We start from the raw sequence: 17,358 nt of genomic DNA, 5'->3' as shown, positions 1-17,358 counted from the left end.
GGAGGCGGGGCGCGGCGGCGCCGGGCTGTCGAGATACGGACAGGCCGGTGTCGGCTCCTTGCGGGGCACACCGTCTCCGACAGCGTGATGTCGGATCAACAGAGTCATGGCGGTTGATGTCCGCCTGGACACCAACCGCCATGACGATCGGCCGACTAGGCGCGCACGTTGAAGTTGTCCCGGTCGATGACCCGGTTGTCGAGGAAGAACGCCTGTAGGTCAGAGCCGCCAAGGCTGTTCTGTGCCGTGGGGATCATGCACACGCTGTAGCCACGGTTGGTGGTGCTGCGGTGTTCGGTCAGCCAGGGCACCTGGCAGACGAGCCTTCCCAACCGTTTGGTGTCGAAGTTGAAGGTGAACCCGGCGGGATTGGATGCGGCGCCCTGGAGGGTGGAGGCGAAGGGGTACTCGTCGCAGGTGTGGGTGCCGCCGGGCGGACGCGGGTAGTTCGCACCTGTCGGGCAGGAGATGTTCCGGTTGGCGGTGATCTCGGTTTCTCTGGTCGTCCGGGTCAGCCGCGACGGCAGGTTGGTGGTGTTGATGGCATTCCTGATGTGGAAGGCGTACATCGGATAGCGGCTTTCGGGGACCTCGAGGGTCGGGACGAAGTCCTGATTGACGCAGCCCGCGGTGCCACCCGGAAGCACGTCGTCACAGCGGTGACCCGGGTAGTTGGTCCACAACGTGAGGGTCACCCCGTTGACGGCCGCCGGGTTGACGAACCAGAATCCCCAGTCCGACCTCGAACCCCAGTACTGGCCGGGTAAGCGCGGCGAGGTGAAGGTCACCGAACCGGAAAGGTCGCTGAGCGCGCCGCCGACCGGCGGGTTGCCACCCACGATGTTGCAGTAGAAGAAGCAATCGGGTGCCGACCAGAGCGTCGGGGTGCCGAGCGTACCCCAGGCGCGGACCGGGTTGTATTCGAAGGAGTGCGTCCACCGCAGGTCTCTGGCCTGCAGCGTTACTATGCTGGCGTAGTTGAAGTAGATCTCGCCCACGACGCTGCCGCTCTGCGCCACCATCACCTGGTATATGCCACCGGCCGACTTGCACATCACGAAGCGCGACATGTTGACCCAATTGCCATTGCCGCATCCCGCCGGAATCGCCGCGGCCGCGGCGGTCTTACGGGCGGAGGCATGCGTGCTCACCCCGAGCCGGACGCAGCCCACCAACCCGTCCGGCACGCCCGACGTGGTGCAACCAGACGCCGGCGCCACGTCTGCGGGCGCCACGTCCACGGGCGCCGCCGCCGCGGTCATCGGGCCCAGCGCGAAGACCGTGCCCGCAACCACCAACAGCCCGACGGCCGCACGCGCGAGCGACTTCACCGGCAAGAGAGCCATAGATACCTCCAACTGAGTCGATCCCCTGCGGGCATGGTGGCCGGATGACCATCCGAACGTGCGGTATTCCGCCGATCGGCGAACATCGGCGAACACTGGCGAACGGCTTCCGCCGCCGGCCGTCCGGGTACGCTGCCGGCACCGGCGTGCGTGGCGAGAGCGGTGATGGCACAGGGCCTCGGTGAGCAGCTTCTGGACGGGGCGGCGGTCGCCGTCACGACCAGCCAGATGGCAGCGCTTCTGCGCGCTCTGCGCCGCCGGCACGCCCGGCACCTCCGGGATCGCGAGCTGACCTACCGGGAGATCGCCTCACGTACCGGCTGGTCCACCACCGCCGTCGCCGAATACTTCACCGGGCACACACTCGCCCCCACCGACCGCCTCGACGCGCTGGTACGCCTGCTCGGCGCGAGCTCGGCGGAGCAGGGCGCGTTGGCCACCGCCCGGGATCGGATCGACGAGCACCGGCGCAGCGGCAACCCGGCAGCTCCCGTTGCCGCCCGGCTGGTGCTTCGCCAACTCCCGCCCCCGCCCCGGCACTTCAGCGGCCGTGACGAGGAACTGGCCCGCCTTGACGGGCTGGTCGACGGCACCAGGGCGGCGGGCGTCGTGGCCATCGCCACGATCGACGGTGCCGCAGGCGTCGGCAAGACCACCCTGGCGGCGCACTGGGCGCACCGGACCGCTGACCTGTACCCGGACGGGCAGCTCTATGTGGACCTTCGGGGATTCGACCCGAGCGGCCGTACCGTGACGGCCGCGCATGCCCTGCGGTCGTTCCTTTCCGCGCTCGGTGTGCCGGACTCGCAGGTGCCCGCGGGTGAGGACTCCGCCGCGGCGCTCTATCGCAGCGTGCTGACCGGGCGACGGGTGTCGATCCTGCTCGACAACGCCTACGACAGTGCCCACGTGCGTCCGCTGCTTCCCGCGACGGCCACCTGCACGGCGGTGGTCACCAGCCGCAACCGGCTCACCGGCCTGGTGGCCCTGGACGGGGCACACCCGATCACGCTCGGCCCGCTCCCGCACGCAGCCGCCCACATCGTGTTCGCCGCCCGGGTCGGCGACGGCCGCGCCGAAGCCGAGCCCGCCGCGACCGCCACGATCGTCGGCCTCTGCGCCGGCCTGCCACTGGCGCTCGGCGTGGCTGCGGCGCGGGCCGCCACCAACCCGCACACCCCGCTGCAGGCCCTCGCCGAGGAACTCAGCGCGGCCCGTCTCGACGCGCTGGCCGGCGACGACCCGCGAAGCGACACCCGGGCCGTGTTCTCCTGGTCCTATCACGCCCTCACGGCGGCGGCGGCGCGCCTGTTCCGGCTGCTCGGCCTGCATCCCGGAACGCCGATCTCGGTCGCGGCCGCCGCGAGCCTCGCCGCGGTGAGCGTCACCGAAGCCGGTGCGGCGCTCGCCGAACTGGTGCGAGGCAACCTGCTCAGCCGTCGCGGCGCCGACCGCTACGTCATGCACGACCTTTTCCACTGGTACGCCGCCGAACTGGTCCGCGACGCCGAACCGGACGGCGCGCGGGAGGCGGCAGCCCATCGCCTGCTCCACCACTACCTGCACACCGCCCACGCCGCAGCATGCCGGGCCGAGCCTCCGCTCCAGGCACCGCCGCCTGCCGTCGTGGTCGGGGACCCCGGTGCCGACGCCTCAGCCTGGTTCGCCGCCGAACACACGGCCCTGCTGCGCGCCGTCGACATCGCCGTCCTGCACGGCCAGGACGCGATCACCTGGCAGCTCGCCGAGAAGCTCGGCGACTACCTCGACCGCAGTGGCCACTGGAAGGACCTGGCCTCCATCCAGGAGGCGGCACTCACCGCCGCCCGGCGGCTGGGCGAACCACTCAGAGAGGCCGGAGCACACCGGCATCTCGCCCGCGCGCACCTCAGACTCGGAGGCTACGACCAGGCACGCACACATCTGAGTGCGGCACTCGAACTTGCGCAGCGGCATGGCGACCGGCACGCGGAGGGACGTACCTGGCTGAGTCTGGCCCTGCTCAGCGAGCGGGAAGGCCGGCTGGATGTGGCGCGCGACCAGGCACGACACGCGCTCGGCATCTGCGTCGAGATGGAAGACCGGCCGGGACAGGCCCGCGCGCTCAACGCCGTCGGCTGGTATCAGGCGCTGCTCGGCGAGTACGCCGACGCGCTCGCACACTGCGAGCGCTCGGTGACCCTCGCCGCCGAGGTCGACGACCCGATCTGTCAGGCCAACGCCTGGCACAGCCTCGGCTACTCGCATCACCGGCTCGGCGACCACCAACAGGCGCTAACCTGCTATCACCAGGCCCTGGGCCGCTTCCGCCAGGCAGGTGACGACCATCTCGCCGGGCTCATCCTCGCCGACATCGGCGACGCCCACTCCTGCACGGGCGAAACCGTCGCCGCGAAGGAGGCCTGGCGCGAGGCGCTCGCACTGCTCGACAACGTGCGCCATCAAGACGCCGAAAAGGTACGGGCACGGCTGGCGCACTGACGGTTTCGTGCTGCCAGGCATGGTGCAGAGCACCAACCACTACTGAATGTCGAAAGCTCCCGGTCCGGGGAGCACCGGCGACCGCGAATCCGCTAGCTGGGTCCCGTTTTGGTCATGCGGTCGATCCGGTCCCGGACCGCAGTCGTGTCCTGGCCGAGGCCGTCGAGGATGTCGAGCGCCTGTCGCCATGCGGCACGGGCCCGGTCAGGGTCGCCGGTGGCGGTACAGGTGTCTCCGAAGTGGATGAGAATCTCCGCCTCGTTGCTGCGGTCGCCGTGCTCCCTGATCAGTTCCAGGGCCTGCCGATAGCAGGTGATGGCCTGGTCGTAGCGGCCGAGGTGGTGGTTTGCGAAGCCCATGCTGTCCCAGGTCTGGGCCTGACCGACGACGTCCCCGCCTTCCATCAGGGCAAGCGCGCGCTGACAGGAGGCGATCGCCTTCTCGTACTCGCCGAGCAGGGCATGCTGCCAGCCCAGACCGCCCAGCGCGCGGGCCTGCCCGAGCCGGTGCCCGGCCTGGCGAAACAGGTCGAGGGCCTGTCTGGTGTACTCCAACGCCTCCCGCCCAAGTCCCTGCCGCTCGCAGACGAGGCTGAGGTTCAGGTATGTGTGCGCCTGGTCGACAGGCTTGCCTGCCGCCGCGAAGAGTCTCAGGGCGCTGTCGTAGTGCTGGTGTGCCCGGGCGTGTCGATCCATGGCGGTGTAGGCCCGGGCGAGCCCGCGATGGGCGTACGCCTGGGCGAGTGGGTCGTCCAGCCGTTGCGCGGCGGCCAGCGCCACCTCCTGCACCGCGGCCCATTCGTGCCGGCGGACCTGCCGGTGGAGCATCGGCTCGCATGCCCAGGTCAACTGCCAGGCGTGCTCGTCGAAACCGGTCTCGGCGGCCAGCCGGATCGCGGCGAGCAGGGCCGGCTGCTCGCTGGCGCTCCAGTCGATCGCTGCCTTGCTGTCGGCGAACGCCGTACTGACCACACCTGCCCGCGCCGGTGCGCAGGTGATCGGCTGGCGGTTCGGGTCGAGCAACAGGACGGTCGCCCGGGCGGTGTGCAGCAGATGATCGAGAAGCCGGCCTGTCGCGGCCCGCCGCCCGTTCGGCGGTTCGTGGGCGTGGGCGAGTTCGATCGCGTACGCCCGTAGCAGGTCGTGCAGGGTGTAGCGACCGTACCTGTGCTCGGCGAGCAGGTGGGCGCGGACGAGTTCGGCAAGCACCGGGCGGACCTTCTCCACCGAAAGGCCGGCGAGGCTGGCGGCAGCGGGGATTGCGATGTCCGGACCCGGGTTCAGGCCCAGCAGCCGGAACAGTCGGGCGGCCGGCCGGCTCAGCGCCCGGTACGACCAGGAGAAGGTCGTGCGTAGGTCGGCGTCGGTGTCCGCCACAGCCAACCCGTCGAGGCTTCGGGACGGTTCACGCAGTTGCGCGGCGAAGCTGGTCAGCGGCAGCACCGGTTGGCTGGCCGCCCGGGCGGCCACGATGGCGAGTGCGAGGGGTAGCCGCGCGCAGCGGGCGATGATCTCCTTGACCGCCTCGGGCTCAGCCGCGACGCGCTCCGTGCCGAGCCGCAACATGAGCAGTTCCACCGCTTCACGCGCATCCAGCAGATCCAGGCTGTGCGGATGCGCTCCCTCGGTGACCAGTCCGGTCAACCGGCTGCGGCTGGTCACCAAGGCTATGCAGCCGGCGCTGCCAGGCAGCAACGGGCGGACCTGACCGGCGTCGCGGGCGTTGTCCAGCAGCACCAGGAAGCGCCGGCCGGCGAGCAGGCTGCGGTAGAGCGCGACCTGGGCCGGCAGGGTGTCCGGGATCCGCTTCGGCTGCACACCGAGCGCGGCCAGGAATCCCCGGGTCGCCTCCTCGGGTGAGACCACCATTCCGCCGGGGTCGAATCCGCCGAGATTCACGTAGAGCTGCCCGTCAGGGAATCGGTCGGCTGCCCAGTGCGCCCAGCAGACCGCGAGGGCGGTCTTGCCGATCCCGGCGGTACCGTCGATCGTAACGACTGTGGCGGAGCCGCCGAAACTCGCTTCGGCGAGTCGGTCGAGCGAAGCCAGCTCGGCCGTTCGGCCGGCAAGCCGTTGCACTCCCGGCGGTAGTTGCCGGGGGACCGGGCCCGCGCCGGACAGCACCCGGCCCCGCCCGGGGACGGGCGTGGCCGACGGGGCCACACCCGGCGGCGTCTGTCTCCTTGTCCGCTGGCAGGCGTACTCCAGTAGGGCGTGCCGGGGCCGCCAGAACTCCTCGACACCGGTGCGCAGGGAGACCTGCGCCATCCGATCGTTGGCCTGCGCGTACGCGTGGAAGCTCTCGACCAGGCGCCGCACCACGTCCCAGTCCGGCGGTCGGCGGATCGTGCCGGTAAGGATCGCGCCGAGCTGGCTCTTACCGAGGCCGACCTGAGCGCTGAGCACCCGTAGGCTCGGCCCGCCCGCCTGTGTCCACAACAGACGGAGATCGTCGCAGAGGTGCCGGAGAAGCTCGTCCGGCCCGTCGGTCGGCACCGCCCATCCCCCTCCCAGCCGGCCCGCGTGGGCTGTCCGGCGTTGTCCGGAGCGTTGGAAACGGCCGGACGTGAGACCAGCGGCGAAACGCTATCGCAAAGCGACTGTCCGCAGTAGGCAGTGCCCACTGGATGGAGCCACGACCGTAGTGGCTTCCAGTCGAGAGGAGAGTGGGATGCGGTCAAGATTCCTGCGTCGCAGGTCGGGGAGGAACCGTTGAACAGATCGCTACGTCGGGTCGCCACGAGCGTCGTGGCGGTCGGCATGGTCATGGCCGGCACGTTGGTGAGCACCGCTGGTGCGGCCCAAGCCAGTGGATGCCACAAACCGATTCCGTACCTGACCTTCCACAACGGAGTTCTCGGCGGTCACAACTGGCAGTTCTGTTACGACCCCGACAGCGAGATTCCCTGGCCGGTCAAGATCGAAAGATACGACGACCACGTCTCTCCCGCACAGTGGGTCATCGTCGCGCAGGGCGATGGCGACGCCAGCTACACCTGCGTGGGTGCCACCCCACATGTCTTCCGGCTGAACGGCGGCCGCGTCAGCGGCACCTACGCCTGTCAGTGAGTCTCAGCGGCACGGTGGTCGGGTCCGGGGCGATCACGACCACCGTGCCAGGCGCCCAGGTCGGCTTCCTGCTCGTCTCATGCTCGGGAGTGTGATGACCAGAAACACTCGTAGTCGGATTGCGTGGCTCACGACCGTGGCGGCGATCGTGGCGTTCGTCCCCGGCTCGGCATCCGTCGCGGCGTCGTCGGAACCGTCGTTGCGGTTGGTCGCCGCCGGTGCGGTGACCGTCGAACGGCAGCCGGGCAGCCAGTGGGTAAGGCTGGATCCGGGAACGCATGTGGTGGCGGGACGGACGCCGTTCGAGGTGCGTGCGACGCGGACGTCGTACGCCGACCGGATCGTCGGCACGCAGATCGTCGGCAAACGGAGGGTTTCGCTTCCGCCGGGCCTGCTGGCCGACTTCGGCGGTTTTCCGGCGTTCACCCACCTGACCCTGACGGACGCGGCAGGAAGGACCGTGGTCGATCGTGACGAGACGTTCTGCCCCAACGGCGTTGCGGTGCGGGTCCGACCCGACGCGCCGGCCACCTCGCCCTACCCCAACCGCTGTTCGACGTTCGCGCCGTTCGCGTTGGGTGCGGTGTGGGGGATCCAGGCCGGCTGGGGCGTGCCGACAGCGACCCGGTGGGATACTCCGGTGCGCATCGCCGACGGCAGCTACACGGCGGTGGTGTCGATCAATCAGCCCTACCGTGATCTGTTCGGAGTCGCGCCGGATCAGTGGTCGGCAACGGTCCAGGTGACAGTGCGAACGGTAGGCGCCTCCGGTACGTCCACAGCAGCGACGACCACCGCGTTGCAGCCGCCAGCGCTGCGGCCGGCCACCACGCACGTTCCCGCCGGACCGCGACCGGACCTGCGGTCGCTACCCGCCTTCTCCATCTACCTGGGCTACGACCAGCCCGAGCGTGACCTCCTGAACTTCGCGGCGACCGTCTGGGTCGCCGGCACCTCACCGCTGATGGTCGACGGCTTCCGCCGGCCCGGCGAAGCCGTGATGGACGCCTACCAGTACTTCTTCGACACCCGAGGCAGACAGATCGGGTACGCGCAGGTCGGCACCATGGAGTGGGACCCCCGGGAGGGCCACCACCACTGGCACTTCACCGATTTCGCGCGATATCGGCTGCTCAACGCCGACCGGACCGTTGCGTTGCGCAGCGGCAAGGAAGCCTTCTGCCTGGCGAACACCGACCCGATCGACTACACGCTGCCGCACGCCAACTGGCACCCGGAGAACATCAGCCTGCACGCCTCGTGCGGCGACGCGTCCGCGGTCGCGGTCCGGCAGGCGCTCGACGTCGGCAACGGCGACACCTACCACCAGGACCTGCCCGGCCAGAGCTTCGACGTCACCGACCTGCCCAACGGCGTCTACTACATCGAGATCACCGCGAACCCCGAACACGCACTCCACGAACAGGACACCACCAACAACACGTCGTATCGCAAGATCATCATTGACGGTACGCCGGGGAACCGGACGGTAGAGGTGCCGCCGCACGGACTGGTCGATGCCTGAACCAGACTTGCCGTTCCTCCGTCCCCTGCCAGCAGAACGATCCGGATCGCACCCCGAGGCCGTTCCCAGAGGGGGATGATGGCGGTCTCGGGGGCGAACCGGTCGCGGGTCCCGAACGGCGCTAACGGCGGCGGGGCACCCAGTAGATGATCTGCCCGACGATCAGCGCGGGATGCCGATCGGGTAGTGCCTCCAGAGCCCGGGCGAGGTGCGCGGCGAGGTACATCATCAGCCCCACCCGATCACCGTCGAACCCGATCAGCAGGGACAGGCGGGCCGGTGCGCAGGGCCAGTCGTGTTCGCATTCCCGGCAGGTGTAGGTGTCCGTAGGAACGTGCTGCCCGGCCGCCTGGCGCTCACGTACCCGCCGTCGTGCGATGTGCCGTTCCCATCGCGCCCACGGGCCGATCACGGTCTACACCCGCTCGGCGGGCCGGGCTCGGTGCTGCTGCGCCGGAGTCAGGCTGCCGGCCCGACCGTTGGCCAGGTGTGCCCGGGTCGGCCCGTTCCACCCGTCGTACCGGGCCGCGTTGCGGGAGTCGGGGACGTCGATCCACGGGCGCTGCGGCTCCCTCGGCGGAATTGGCGGCGCCTCCTCGTGCCCGATCCGAGCTTTCCGCGCGATCCTGGCGTCAGTCGTGGCGACCCCGACCGCCCGGCGGAACTCGGCGCCGGTCAGGGGGCGCACCCTCAGCGGTGTCGGCACCCGCCGGGCCGAGTCGGGGCAGGTCCATCGGTGTCCACACCAGCAGTACCGCCACAGGCGCCACCAGACCCGACGATGACGAAGTCTGCTCCCTCGTACCTGTCCCATTCTTTTGCCCTCCCGTTCCGGCGCACGACAAAGAAGGGGCGGTCGAATTCCGTACGGGCAACCGCTCCTGTTGACGGAAAGACGACCCACAATTGAGGCGGATCTTGTTGGCCACGCCCCCGGCCTGTAGAAGTGGGCCGGTGTAATGGCTTTTCCGTCTGCCTCCACCCTGGACCGCGACGTTGCGATATTGGAAGATGTGCCAAGCGGATTCGTGGCCTACATCTGGACGGAGGGACGCAGTTGGCCGACATGAATGAGTTTCGTCATCTGTTGCGCAAGCTTCGGACAGAGCAAGGGCTGTCCCAAGACGCTGTGGGCGCTGCGGTGCACGTCAGTGGATCTCAGGTTGGCCACTACGAGTCGGGTCGGAGCATTCCGCCCGACGACATGGCCGATCGGCTAGACGTGGTGCTTCAGGCGTGCTTCGGGCCAGTGTCAACCGATCTCGGGGTGAGGCTGTCGCACCGTGGCTGCGCCCGTGGGCGGACAGCGAAGGTCGCGCGATCGCCGTACGAACCTTCGAGCATTCCATCATTCCCGGATTGCTTCAGACCGAGGCGTACGCGCGGGCGATCATTGAGATCGGCGGACACACTCCGGAGCAGGTCGAGGAGGCCGTGAGGATCCGACTTGCGCGACAAGCCAGGGTCCTCGACCGATCCGATCCGGCCATTTTGACGGCGATCATCGGGGAAGGCGTCCTTCGCCCCCGTGATGCGGTCATGAAGGCGCAGCTTGAGCACCTCGTAGACGTCGGGTGCCGTCCGAACGTCCACGTCCGAGTGGTGCCATTCTCCGCCGGGCTTCATGTGGGGATGACAGGTGCATTTGCCCTCGCCACCCTGCCGGACGGGGCGACTGTGGTCTACATGGACGCGCTTCGAGCGGGTACCGTCGGATCACAGGTGGGCGATGTCCGGCACGCGGTTGTCGCGTGGGAGGCGGTCAGCGCGCGCGCACTACCATGTGAGATGTCCCGTGACCTCATTCTGAAGGCGATTGATGATCATGACCCCGAAGTGGCGTAAGTCGTCCCGCTCTGGGAGTAACGCCGGCAACTGCGTCGAGGTGGCCGACAATCTTCCCGGCCGGGTGCTGGTCAGGGACACAAAGGACCGGGACGGCGGAACCCTCACCTTCGGTCCGACCGCCTGGCGGGCGTTCGTCGGCCTGGCGAAGACGCACGCCTGATACCGAGTACCGACACGAGCAAAGCCCCTCGGCCTGGATAGAACCCGGGTCCGGGGGCTTCGTCATCTCAGAGACCGCCGTCAGGGGGCCGCCGGGCCACCCGGCACACTCCCGCGCCCGACCTGCACCGATCCACCCGGCAAGCCGTCAAGCGGCCTCTACGGTGGTGAGTCGTTGGGTGGCCCGGGAGAGCGCGACATAGAGGGTGCGTACCCCGGCGGCCGAGTCCGCCCGAATCTCCGTCGGGCCGACCAGCACCACGCCGTCGTACTCCAGGCCCTTCGCCTGCATGGTGTCGACCACCTGAAGGCGCGGGTCGGCGATCTGCTCCAACCAGCCGGCGACCTCGGCTCGGCGGGTGACCGCACTGATCACCCCGACCGTCCCCTCTACCTCGGCCAGCAGCTTCGCCGCCGCCTCCCGGACCGCGTCCGGCAGCTCGGCCGCCGGCACCACCAGCTCGACCGGGGGTACCCCGGTGGCCCGCACCGCGACCGGCAGCGGCAGGTCGGGGGAGATCTCGCGGATCACCCGGGCTGCCGCCGCGAAGATCTCCGCCGAGTTGCGGTAGTTGGTGGTGAGGGTGAACTCGTGCCGGGGGCGCCGGCCCAGCGCCTTGTCCCGGGCTCGGGTCAGCTCGGCCGGGTCACCGGTCCAGGCGGTCTGGGCCGGGTCGCCGACCACGGTCCAGGAGGCGAGGCGGCCGCGCCGCCCCAGCATCCGCCACTGCATCGGGGAGACGTCCTGGGACTCGTCGACCACGACGTGGGCGTACTCGCGGTAGTCCGCCGGCCGTTCGATGTCCCGACCGGCTGCCCGGCTGGCCCGCTGCCGGTCCGCGTAGGTGGTCACCTCGCGGACCCCGCCGGCCAACTGGAACGGGTCGCGCTTGCGCCGGGCCGGCCGTACCGGTCGGCCGAGCAGGTTGTCGAGTTCGTCGAGCAGGGCCACGTCGCTGACGCTGGGACCGTCGCTGGACAGGCTCAGGTACGCCTCGCCGAGCAGCCGGATCTCGGCCCTCGACAGGATCCCGTCGGCGTACCGGCGCAGTCGCTCCGGCTCGGCCAGCCAGCGCAGTACGTGCCGGGGGTGCAGCCGGGGCCACCAGGCGCGCAGGAAGTCCCGGAACTCGGGGCGCTCGGCGATCTCGTCCTCGAAGCTTCGCTGATCGGGCAGCCGGCCGACCCGCAGCTCCTGTGCCTGTGCCCAGAGCGCGGCGAAGATCCCGTCGAAGCCGGCCCGGCGTACCTCGTTGCGGCGGGCGCCCGGCGGCAGTGCCCGGGTCCGGATCCGTTCCAGTTCGGCGCCGCCCAGCCGGAGCAGTTCGCCCCGATAGAGCAGCCGTAGTTCGCCGGGGGCGTCCGGCACCTGGTCCCGGACGGCCCGCTCCAGCACCCGGCGCATCCGCAGCGAGCCCTTGATGGCAGCGACCGCCGCCGGCTCGGTGCGGGTCGCCTCGACGCCCTCGAAGAGCGAGCCGAGCGAGTGCAGGGTGGCGGCGTTCTCGCCGAGCGAGGGGAGCACCGAGCCGATGTAGTCGACGAAGACGGCGGACGGGCCGACCACCAGCACTCCGCCGCCGGCGAACCGGCTGCGGTCGGAGTAGAGCAGGTAGGCGGCCCGGTGCAGGGCAACAGCCGTCTTGCCGGTCCCCGGACCACCGGAGACCATGGTCACCCCGGCGGCGGGGGAGCGGATCGCCTCGTCCTGTTCCCGCTGGATGGTGGCGACGATGTCCCGCATCTCCCGACCGGTGGTCCGGGACAGGTCGGCGAGCATGGCGCCGTCGCCGACCACCCGCATCCCGTCCGGCGCCGCCGCCGGGTCGAGCAGGTCGTCGGAGATCCGGGTCACCCGCTCGCCGCTGGAGGTGATCACCCGACGGCGTACGACTCCGCGCGGGTCGGCGGCGGTGGCCTGGTAGAACGCGGCGGCGGCCGGTGCCCGCCAGTCGATCACCAGCGGCTCGGCGTGCTCGCCGCGTACGCCGAGCCGGCCGACGTGCAGCACCTGCCCGGTACGCAGGTCCAGCCGGCCGAAGACCAGCCCTTCGTGTTCGGCGTCCAGGGTGTGCCGGCGCCGGGCGGCGTGGAAGACCATCGCGTCCCGTTCCACGAGCGCGCCGAAGTTGCCGACCTGGGCCAGTTGGTAGCCCTCCCGTTCGGCCAGCACGGCGGACTGCCGCAGCTGCGCCAGCCGGGCGTAGACCCGGTCCAGGTGGCGCTGTTCGGCTTCGATCTCCTGCCGCAGCGTGGTGTTGTCGGTCAACGCGTCTGCTCCCGGAGATCGATCTGCGGTGGCACCGCCGTCCAGCACCCGAGGCCGGACGCCCGCGCGCCGAATTGCCAGGAAGCGAGGGTACGCCGTGCCGGCTCGGTCAGGCTCGGCCACGCCAGTCGGCCGGCGGTGCGGATTCGGCTCAGGGGCAGGGTACGCCGCTGCGGGCCCGGGCCCGTCTGGGCTGTTCGAGGATGGTCACGGTCCGCCTCGCCCGAGTGCTGGCCTTCGCCTTCCGGGTGATCTTCGTCGCTGGCCGGACCTGGTCCACGACCGAGCGCAGCGCGGCGGTGACCTTCTCGGGGCGTTCCAGCATCAGCATGTGGCCGGCACCGGGGCAGATGGTCAGCTCGGCCGAGGTGAGCGCCTGGCAGATCGACTCCGTGCAGGGTGGCGGGGTGAGCCGGTCACGGTCGCCGACCACGGCAGCCGCCGGCAGGGCGCCGAGGGAGGCGAGCGTCTCCAGCCGCCGCTGTGCCCCGATCGACGACCGGAGCCCGCCGACCGAGACGAGCGAGGCCCGGGCCACCGCCGAGATGGTGAGCCGGATGTCGGCCTCGTCGCAGGCGTCGCCGAAGAGCAGCCAGCGCAGTGTCGGGCGGAGCGCGTACAACAGGGGTGGCGGGGTGTGCCAGCCGCCGCACCGGGCCAGCACCCCGGCACAGGTGGTCTCGGCGAGCCGGATCAGCCGGGCCAGCGGAACCGGTACGCCGTACCCGGTGTGCGTGTGCCCCTCGGCGGTGGTGGCGACGAATACGACTCCGGCGACCCGGCGGGCGAAGTCGGCGGGGTGCCGGTGGGCGTACTCCATCACCGTCATGCCGCCCATCGAGTGCCCGGCCAACACCACCGGCCCGGTCGGCGCCACCTGGGCGAGTACCTCGGCAAGGTCGTCACCGAGCTGGCCGAGGGTGGCCGAGGGGAGCGTGCTCGGCCCGGACCGGCCGTGCCCGCGCGCGTCGTAGCAGACCACCCGCAGGGCGTCGCCGTACGCCTCGCGCAGCGCGGCCACCTGCCGGTGCCAGGTACGCCCGTCCAGGGTCCAGCCGTGCAGCAGCACCACGGTCAGCGGGGCGGTGTCCGGGCCCGAGACGTCGACGTGCAGGCGTACGCCGTCGCTGAGCTGTACGCCGTCGCTGACTCGTACGCCCTCGTCGGGTCGTACGCCGTCGGTGAGCCGTACCGAGGCCGGGTTGGGCATGGTCACCTCCGCGTCGGGCCGGGTGGCCGTACCGGTCGGTAACAATCATGCCCGGTGCGGCGCTCCGGCTGTGGGTGCCGCCGGCGGGTCGGGCCGGCGTGGCGCCGACGTCCGCGCACTGCCGGAACGCGTCGCTGCGGCACTGGATACCCGCGTGCCGTCCCGGTGAATCATCCGCACCGGGGACGCGAGTCGTAGTCAGGGCAGAACCGTCGTCAGAGCAGACGTGAACGCCCCGACGCGGAATGATCCGGGTCGGGGCGTTACGGGGTCGTGCGGCGCGAACGTGCCGGTGGCGCTCAGGCCTCGAAGACGCCCGCCTCGACCAGCCGCTTCTCGGTGGTGTCCCAGCCGTCGGCCGGGTAGGTCGCGGCGAGGTTGTTCAGCTCGGCCCGGATCTTGACGGCGTGGCCGGCACCGGCCAGCGTCCGGATCTCCTCGACGAAGGCCTCGGAGTCGGTGCGCAGGTGCGAGGTCTTGCCGTTGGTCAGGTTCCGCACGTAGGCGTGCTTGCCGCCGTTCAGCGGGATGAGGTACTTGAACTCGCCGAGCACGCTCAGGGCGCCACCCTGGCCTGCCTGCCCGGCACGGACGGATGCGCGCGCGGTCTTGGAGGTGTTGCTCGCCACGGGGGTACTCCTTGAAGACGTACGGGAGGACTGGAAGTCCGAGGGGACAGCCTGGGCAGCAGACGCCGCCGGGCAAATTTTACACGACATCGGTGATGGCCGGACGGCTACCGCCGCTGACGTGGGGTCCAACTACCGTCACCGGTACGGCTATTCCCCCCGGGCAGTTTCGTGAATCCCTGGCGTACCATCCGTCACAAGCGTCATCATGTGTTCCAGCAATCGCACGGGAGATCAGCCGCCGAGGCCGAGGTCGTAGGGGAAGACGCACCTCGCTCTCCGGGAGGTCACCGTGCCAACGCGTGGCGTCGTATACGTCCACTCGACCCCACTCGCCGTGTGCCAGCACGTCGAGTGGGCGATCGCGCGCGTCCTTACCGCGCCGGTCAACCTGCACTGGACGGCCCAGCCGGTCGATCCGGGCGCCCGTCGGGCGGAGTGCGGGTGGTCCGGCCGGCCAGGGACCGGCGCGGAACTGGCGGCTGCCCTGAGACAGTGGCCCATGATCCGCTTCGAGGTCACCGAGGAGCCGAGTCCCGGCGTCGACGGTGAGCGGTTCATGTACGTGCCCGGCCGGGGGCTCTTCCGGGCCACCGCCGGAGCGGCCGGCGACATCCAGCTCGGCGAGGACCGGCTGCGGTCGATCATGGAGTCGGCCCGGGCGCCGGAGGCGCTCGCGCACGCGCTCGACAAGGCGATGGGCACCGCCTGGGACGCCGAACTCGAGCCCTACCGGTATGCCGGGGACGGCGCCCCGGTCACCCTGCTCACCCGGGTCGGCTGAGCGGTCGGCTGAGCGGCACACCGGGGATCGGTTGAGCGCGGCTCGCCCAGGGTCGGCGAGGGGGCGTTGCCCCGCCGGCCCGGGTCGGCGAAGCGGCGTTGCCCTGCCGGTCCGGGTCGGCGAAGCGGCGCCGGTCGGTCCGCCCGGGTGGCGGTGTGCTGGGTCACGTCGTCGCGGTGCCGTCGGCCGCTCGACAACGCTGGTCAGCGGCGGGCCGAACCCCCTGTTCCGGGCCTTGGTCAAGTTGCCCGGCCGGGAACGGGCTGGTGGGATAGCGGGCGTGTCGTCTCCCCTCCGGCGCGCTCTGGTCGTGCTGCCCCTCGTCACCACCCTGGTCGTCACCGGCTGCGCCGGCTCGCGGCAGCCGGAGGCGGCCCCCGCCCCCGCCTCGCCGTCGGCGGCACCGGGCAGCGCCACCCCGACGGCCGCGCCCGACCCGGCGGCCCGGGCGGCCCAGCTCGTCGGCACCCTCGCCGACGAGGACCTGGTCGGCCAGGTGCTGATGCCGTACGCCTACGGCAACTCGGCGACCAAGGTGTCCGGCGGCTCGGCGGCCGGCAACCGGAAGCTGGCCGGCGTCGAGACCCCGGCCGAGATGATCGCCAAGTACCGGCTGGGCGGGCTGATCCTGGTCGGCTTCTCCGCCGACGACCCGACCAGCGACACCCAGCCGACCACAAACGTCGACAACCCGGCCCAGGTACGCGAGCTGACCGCCGGGCTACAGGCCGCGGCCGGAAAACTGCCGGCCGGGGCCGCCGGTGCGCTGATCGGCATCGACCAGGAGTTCGGTGTGGTCACCCGGATCTCCGAGGGAGTGACGAACCTGCCCAGCCCGATGGCGTTCGGCGCGGCCGGCGACCCGGCGCTCACCGAGTCGGCCTGGCGGGCCGCCGGCACCGAACTCGCCGCGCTCGGGGTCAACGTCGACTTCGCGCCCAGCGCCGACGTACTCGAGGCGAACAGCAAGGTGATCGGCTCCCGCTCGTACGGCTCGGATCCCAAGGCGGCCGCCGCACAGGTCGGCGGCGCCGTGCGGGGATTGCAGGGCGCGGGCGTCGCGGCCACCCTGAAGCACTTCCCGGGGCACGGCCAGACGGCCGCCGACTCGCACAAGGGCCTGCCGGTGATCACCGCCGACCGGAAGAAGCTGGAGTCGACCGCCCTGCCGCCGTTCTCGGCCGGGATCGACGCCGGGGCCTGGCTGGTGATGGCCGGGCACCTCGACGTGCGGGCGATCGACCCGGAGGTGCCGGCCACCTTCTCCCGCAAGCTGCTCACCGACGTGCTGCGTGGCCAGCTCGGCTTCACCGGCGTGCTGGTGACCGACGCGATGGACATGGCGGCGGTGGCGAAGCAGCCGCCCGGGACGACAGCGGTCCGGGCGCTCAACGCCGGCAACGATCTGGTGCTGATGCCACCGAACGTGACCGAGGCGTACAACGGGGTGCTGGCGGCGCTGCGGGACGGTTCGCTGCCCCGGGCCCGGCTGGTCGAGGCGGTGACCCGGGTGCTGACGCTGAAGTTCCGGCTGGCCGGGCAGCCCCAACCGGAGATGGACACGCTGAACAGCGCCGGTCACCAGGAGGCGGCCCGCCGGGCGGCGGCGTCGGCGATCACCATGCTGCGCGGAAGCTGCGGCAAGCCGCCGGTGACCGGCCCGGTCACGGTGACCGCGGCGGGCGGCCGGGAGGGGAGCCGGGACCGGCTCAGCAAGGCGCTGGCCGCCGCCGGGGTCAGGGTGACACCCTCCGGTGGGGCCGTGGTGCACCTCGTCGGGTACGGCGACACCACCGCCGACCTGCGCGCCGACGCGGCCGTGACGGTGGCGATGGACACCCCGTACCTGCTCGGCAAGGCCCGCTCCAAGGTGCTGCTGGCGACGTACTCGTCGAGTTCGGCCTCGCTCACCGCGCTCGCCGAGGTGCTCGCCGGCCGGGCCCGACCGACCGGGCGCTCCCCGGTGCCGGTCGGCGGCCTCCCCAGAACAAGCTGCCCCTGAGGTAAGGAAGGGCCCCCGCTTATCGCTTTTTGTAGAA

14 protein-coding genes and 1 pseudogene are annotated in these 17,358 nt (G+C 71.0%); 8 read left to right on the top strand and 7 right to left on the bottom strand.

Annotated features, from left to right (window positions below; translation table 11 throughout):
- Nucleotides 1–155: 155 nt before the first annotated feature.
- Nucleotides 156–1,610, bottom strand: a complete 1,455-nt coding sequence (locus tag CLT71_RS13375) for a NucA/NucB deoxyribonuclease domain-containing protein (RefSeq protein WP_158242226.1) — start codon at nt 1,608–1,610, stop codon at nt 156–158.
- On the opposite strand from CLT71_RS13375, the gene CLT71_RS13370 reads away from it, so the two are divergent.
- A complete protein-coding gene (locus CLT71_RS13370) occupies nt 1,575–3,827 on the top strand; it encodes a tetratricopeptide repeat protein (RefSeq protein WP_158242225.1) in 2,253 nt (750 codons plus the stop codon). The genes CLT71_RS13375 and CLT71_RS13370 overlap by 36 nt on opposite strands.
- 92 nt (nt 3,828–3,919) lie before the next feature.
- On the opposite strand, the gene CLT71_RS13365 is transcribed toward CLT71_RS13370, so the two are convergent.
- Nucleotides 3,920–6,322 (bottom strand): tetratricopeptide repeat protein, encoded by a 2,403-nt coding sequence (locus CLT71_RS13365; RefSeq protein WP_101367386.1) that lies wholly within the window; start codon nt 6,320–6,322, stop codon nt 3,920–3,922.
- A 252-nt stretch (nt 6,323–6,574) separates the two neighbouring features.
- Here CLT71_RS13365 and CLT71_RS13360 point away from each other — a divergent pair, with 252 nt between their 5' ends.
- Entirely contained in the window at nt 6,575–6,895 is a 321-nt protein-coding gene (locus tag CLT71_RS13360) for a hypothetical protein (RefSeq protein ID WP_101367385.1), read from the top strand.
- Between the two features lie 136 nt (nt 6,896–7,031).
- Complete coding sequence (locus tag CLT71_RS13355; protein ID WP_486483246.1) at nt 7,032–8,420, top strand: lysyl oxidase family protein; 1,389 nt, start codon at nt 7,032–7,034, stop codon at nt 8,418–8,420.
- A gap of 121 nt (nt 8,421–8,541) precedes the next feature.
- Here the strand turns inward: CLT71_RS13355 and CLT71_RS13350 are convergent, their stop codons facing one another.
- Together CLT71_RS13350 and CLT71_RS13345 are read right to left on the bottom strand one after the other, a co-directional pair.
- Nucleotides 8,542–8,832 (bottom strand): hypothetical protein, encoded by a 291-nt coding sequence (locus CLT71_RS13350; protein ID WP_101367384.1) that lies wholly within the window; start codon nt 8,830–8,832, stop codon nt 8,542–8,544.
- Nucleotides 8,833–8,835: 3 nt separating this feature from the next.
- Nucleotides 8,836–9,108 (bottom strand): hypothetical protein, encoded by a 273-nt coding sequence (locus tag CLT71_RS13345; RefSeq protein WP_143743458.1) that lies wholly within the window; start codon nt 9,106–9,108, stop codon nt 8,836–8,838.
- A 378-nt stretch (nt 9,109–9,486) separates the two neighbouring features.
- Between CLT71_RS13345 and CLT71_RS37975 the strand changes: the two are divergent.
- The 3 genes and pseudogenes from CLT71_RS37975 to CLT71_RS13330 all read left to right on the top strand — a co-directional run.
- Nucleotides 9,487–9,645, top strand: a pseudogene (locus tag CLT71_RS37975) (helix-turn-helix domain-containing protein); the annotation flags it as partial.
- Between the two features lie 11 nt (nt 9,646–9,656).
- Nucleotides 9,657–10,265, top strand: a complete 609-nt coding sequence (locus tag CLT71_RS37445) for a DUF5753 domain-containing protein (RefSeq protein WP_486483245.1) — start codon at nt 9,657–9,659, stop codon at nt 10,263–10,265.
- Nucleotides 10,246–10,428: a DUF397 domain-containing protein gene (locus CLT71_RS13330; protein ID WP_101367380.1), complete on the top strand. Its 183-nt coding sequence runs from the start codon at nt 10,246–10,248 to the stop codon at nt 10,426–10,428. Before CLT71_RS37445 ends, CLT71_RS13330 begins: the two co-directional genes overlap by 20 nt.
- Before the next feature lie 147 nt (nt 10,429–10,575).
- Here CLT71_RS13330 and CLT71_RS13325 read toward each other — a convergent pair whose 3' ends face one another.
- The 3 genes from CLT71_RS13325 to CLT71_RS13315 form a co-directional block, all read right to left on the bottom strand.
- Entirely contained in the window at nt 10,576–12,696 is a 2,121-nt protein-coding gene (locus tag CLT71_RS13325) for an AAA family ATPase (RefSeq protein ID WP_101367379.1), read from the bottom strand.
- A 151-nt stretch (nt 12,697–12,847) separates the two neighbouring features.
- Entirely contained in the window at nt 12,848–13,906 is a 1,059-nt protein-coding gene (locus CLT71_RS13320; RefSeq protein ID WP_101371419.1) for an alpha/beta fold hydrolase, read from the bottom strand.
- A gap of 299 nt (nt 13,907–14,205) precedes the next feature.
- A complete protein-coding gene (locus CLT71_RS13315) occupies nt 14,206–14,535 on the bottom strand; it encodes a hypothetical protein (RefSeq protein WP_101367378.1) in 330 nt (109 codons plus the stop codon).
- Between the two features lie 292 nt (nt 14,536–14,827).
- Here CLT71_RS13315 and CLT71_RS13310 point away from each other — a divergent pair, with 292 nt between their 5' ends.
- Nucleotides 14,828–15,319, top strand: coding sequence for a DUF3145 domain-containing protein (locus CLT71_RS13310; RefSeq protein ID WP_101367377.1), 492 nt, complete (start codon nt 14,828–14,830; stop codon nt 15,317–15,319).
- Nucleotides 15,320–15,599: 280 nt separating this feature from the next.
- On the top strand, nt 15,600–17,321 hold the full coding sequence (locus CLT71_RS13305; protein ID WP_101367376.1) for a glycoside hydrolase family 3 protein: 1,722 nt from the start codon (nt 15,600–15,602) through the stop codon (nt 17,319–17,321).
- Nucleotides 17,322–17,358 lie beyond the last annotated feature (37 nt).

It is taken from the genome of Plantactinospora sp. CNZ320, assembly GCF_002846275.1.
Note: the sequence above shows the minus strand (reverse complement) of the source record. Positions and strands in the feature narration are given on the sequence as shown.

What these genes read in the sequence shown, in the direction of transcription:
- CLT71_RS13320 (WP_101371419.1), bottom strand. Translation starts at nt 13,906, where the DNA reads ATGCCCAACCCGGCCTCGGTACGGCTCACCGACGGCGTACGACCCGAC.
- CLT71_RS13330 (WP_101367380.1), top strand. Translation starts at nt 10,246, where the DNA reads ATGACCCCGAAGTGGCGTAAGTCGTCCCGCTCTGGGAGTAACGCCGGC.
- CLT71_RS13370 (WP_158242225.1), top strand. Translation starts at nt 1,575, where the DNA reads ATGGCAGCGCTTCTGCGCGCTCTGCGCCGCCGGCACGCCCGGCACCTC.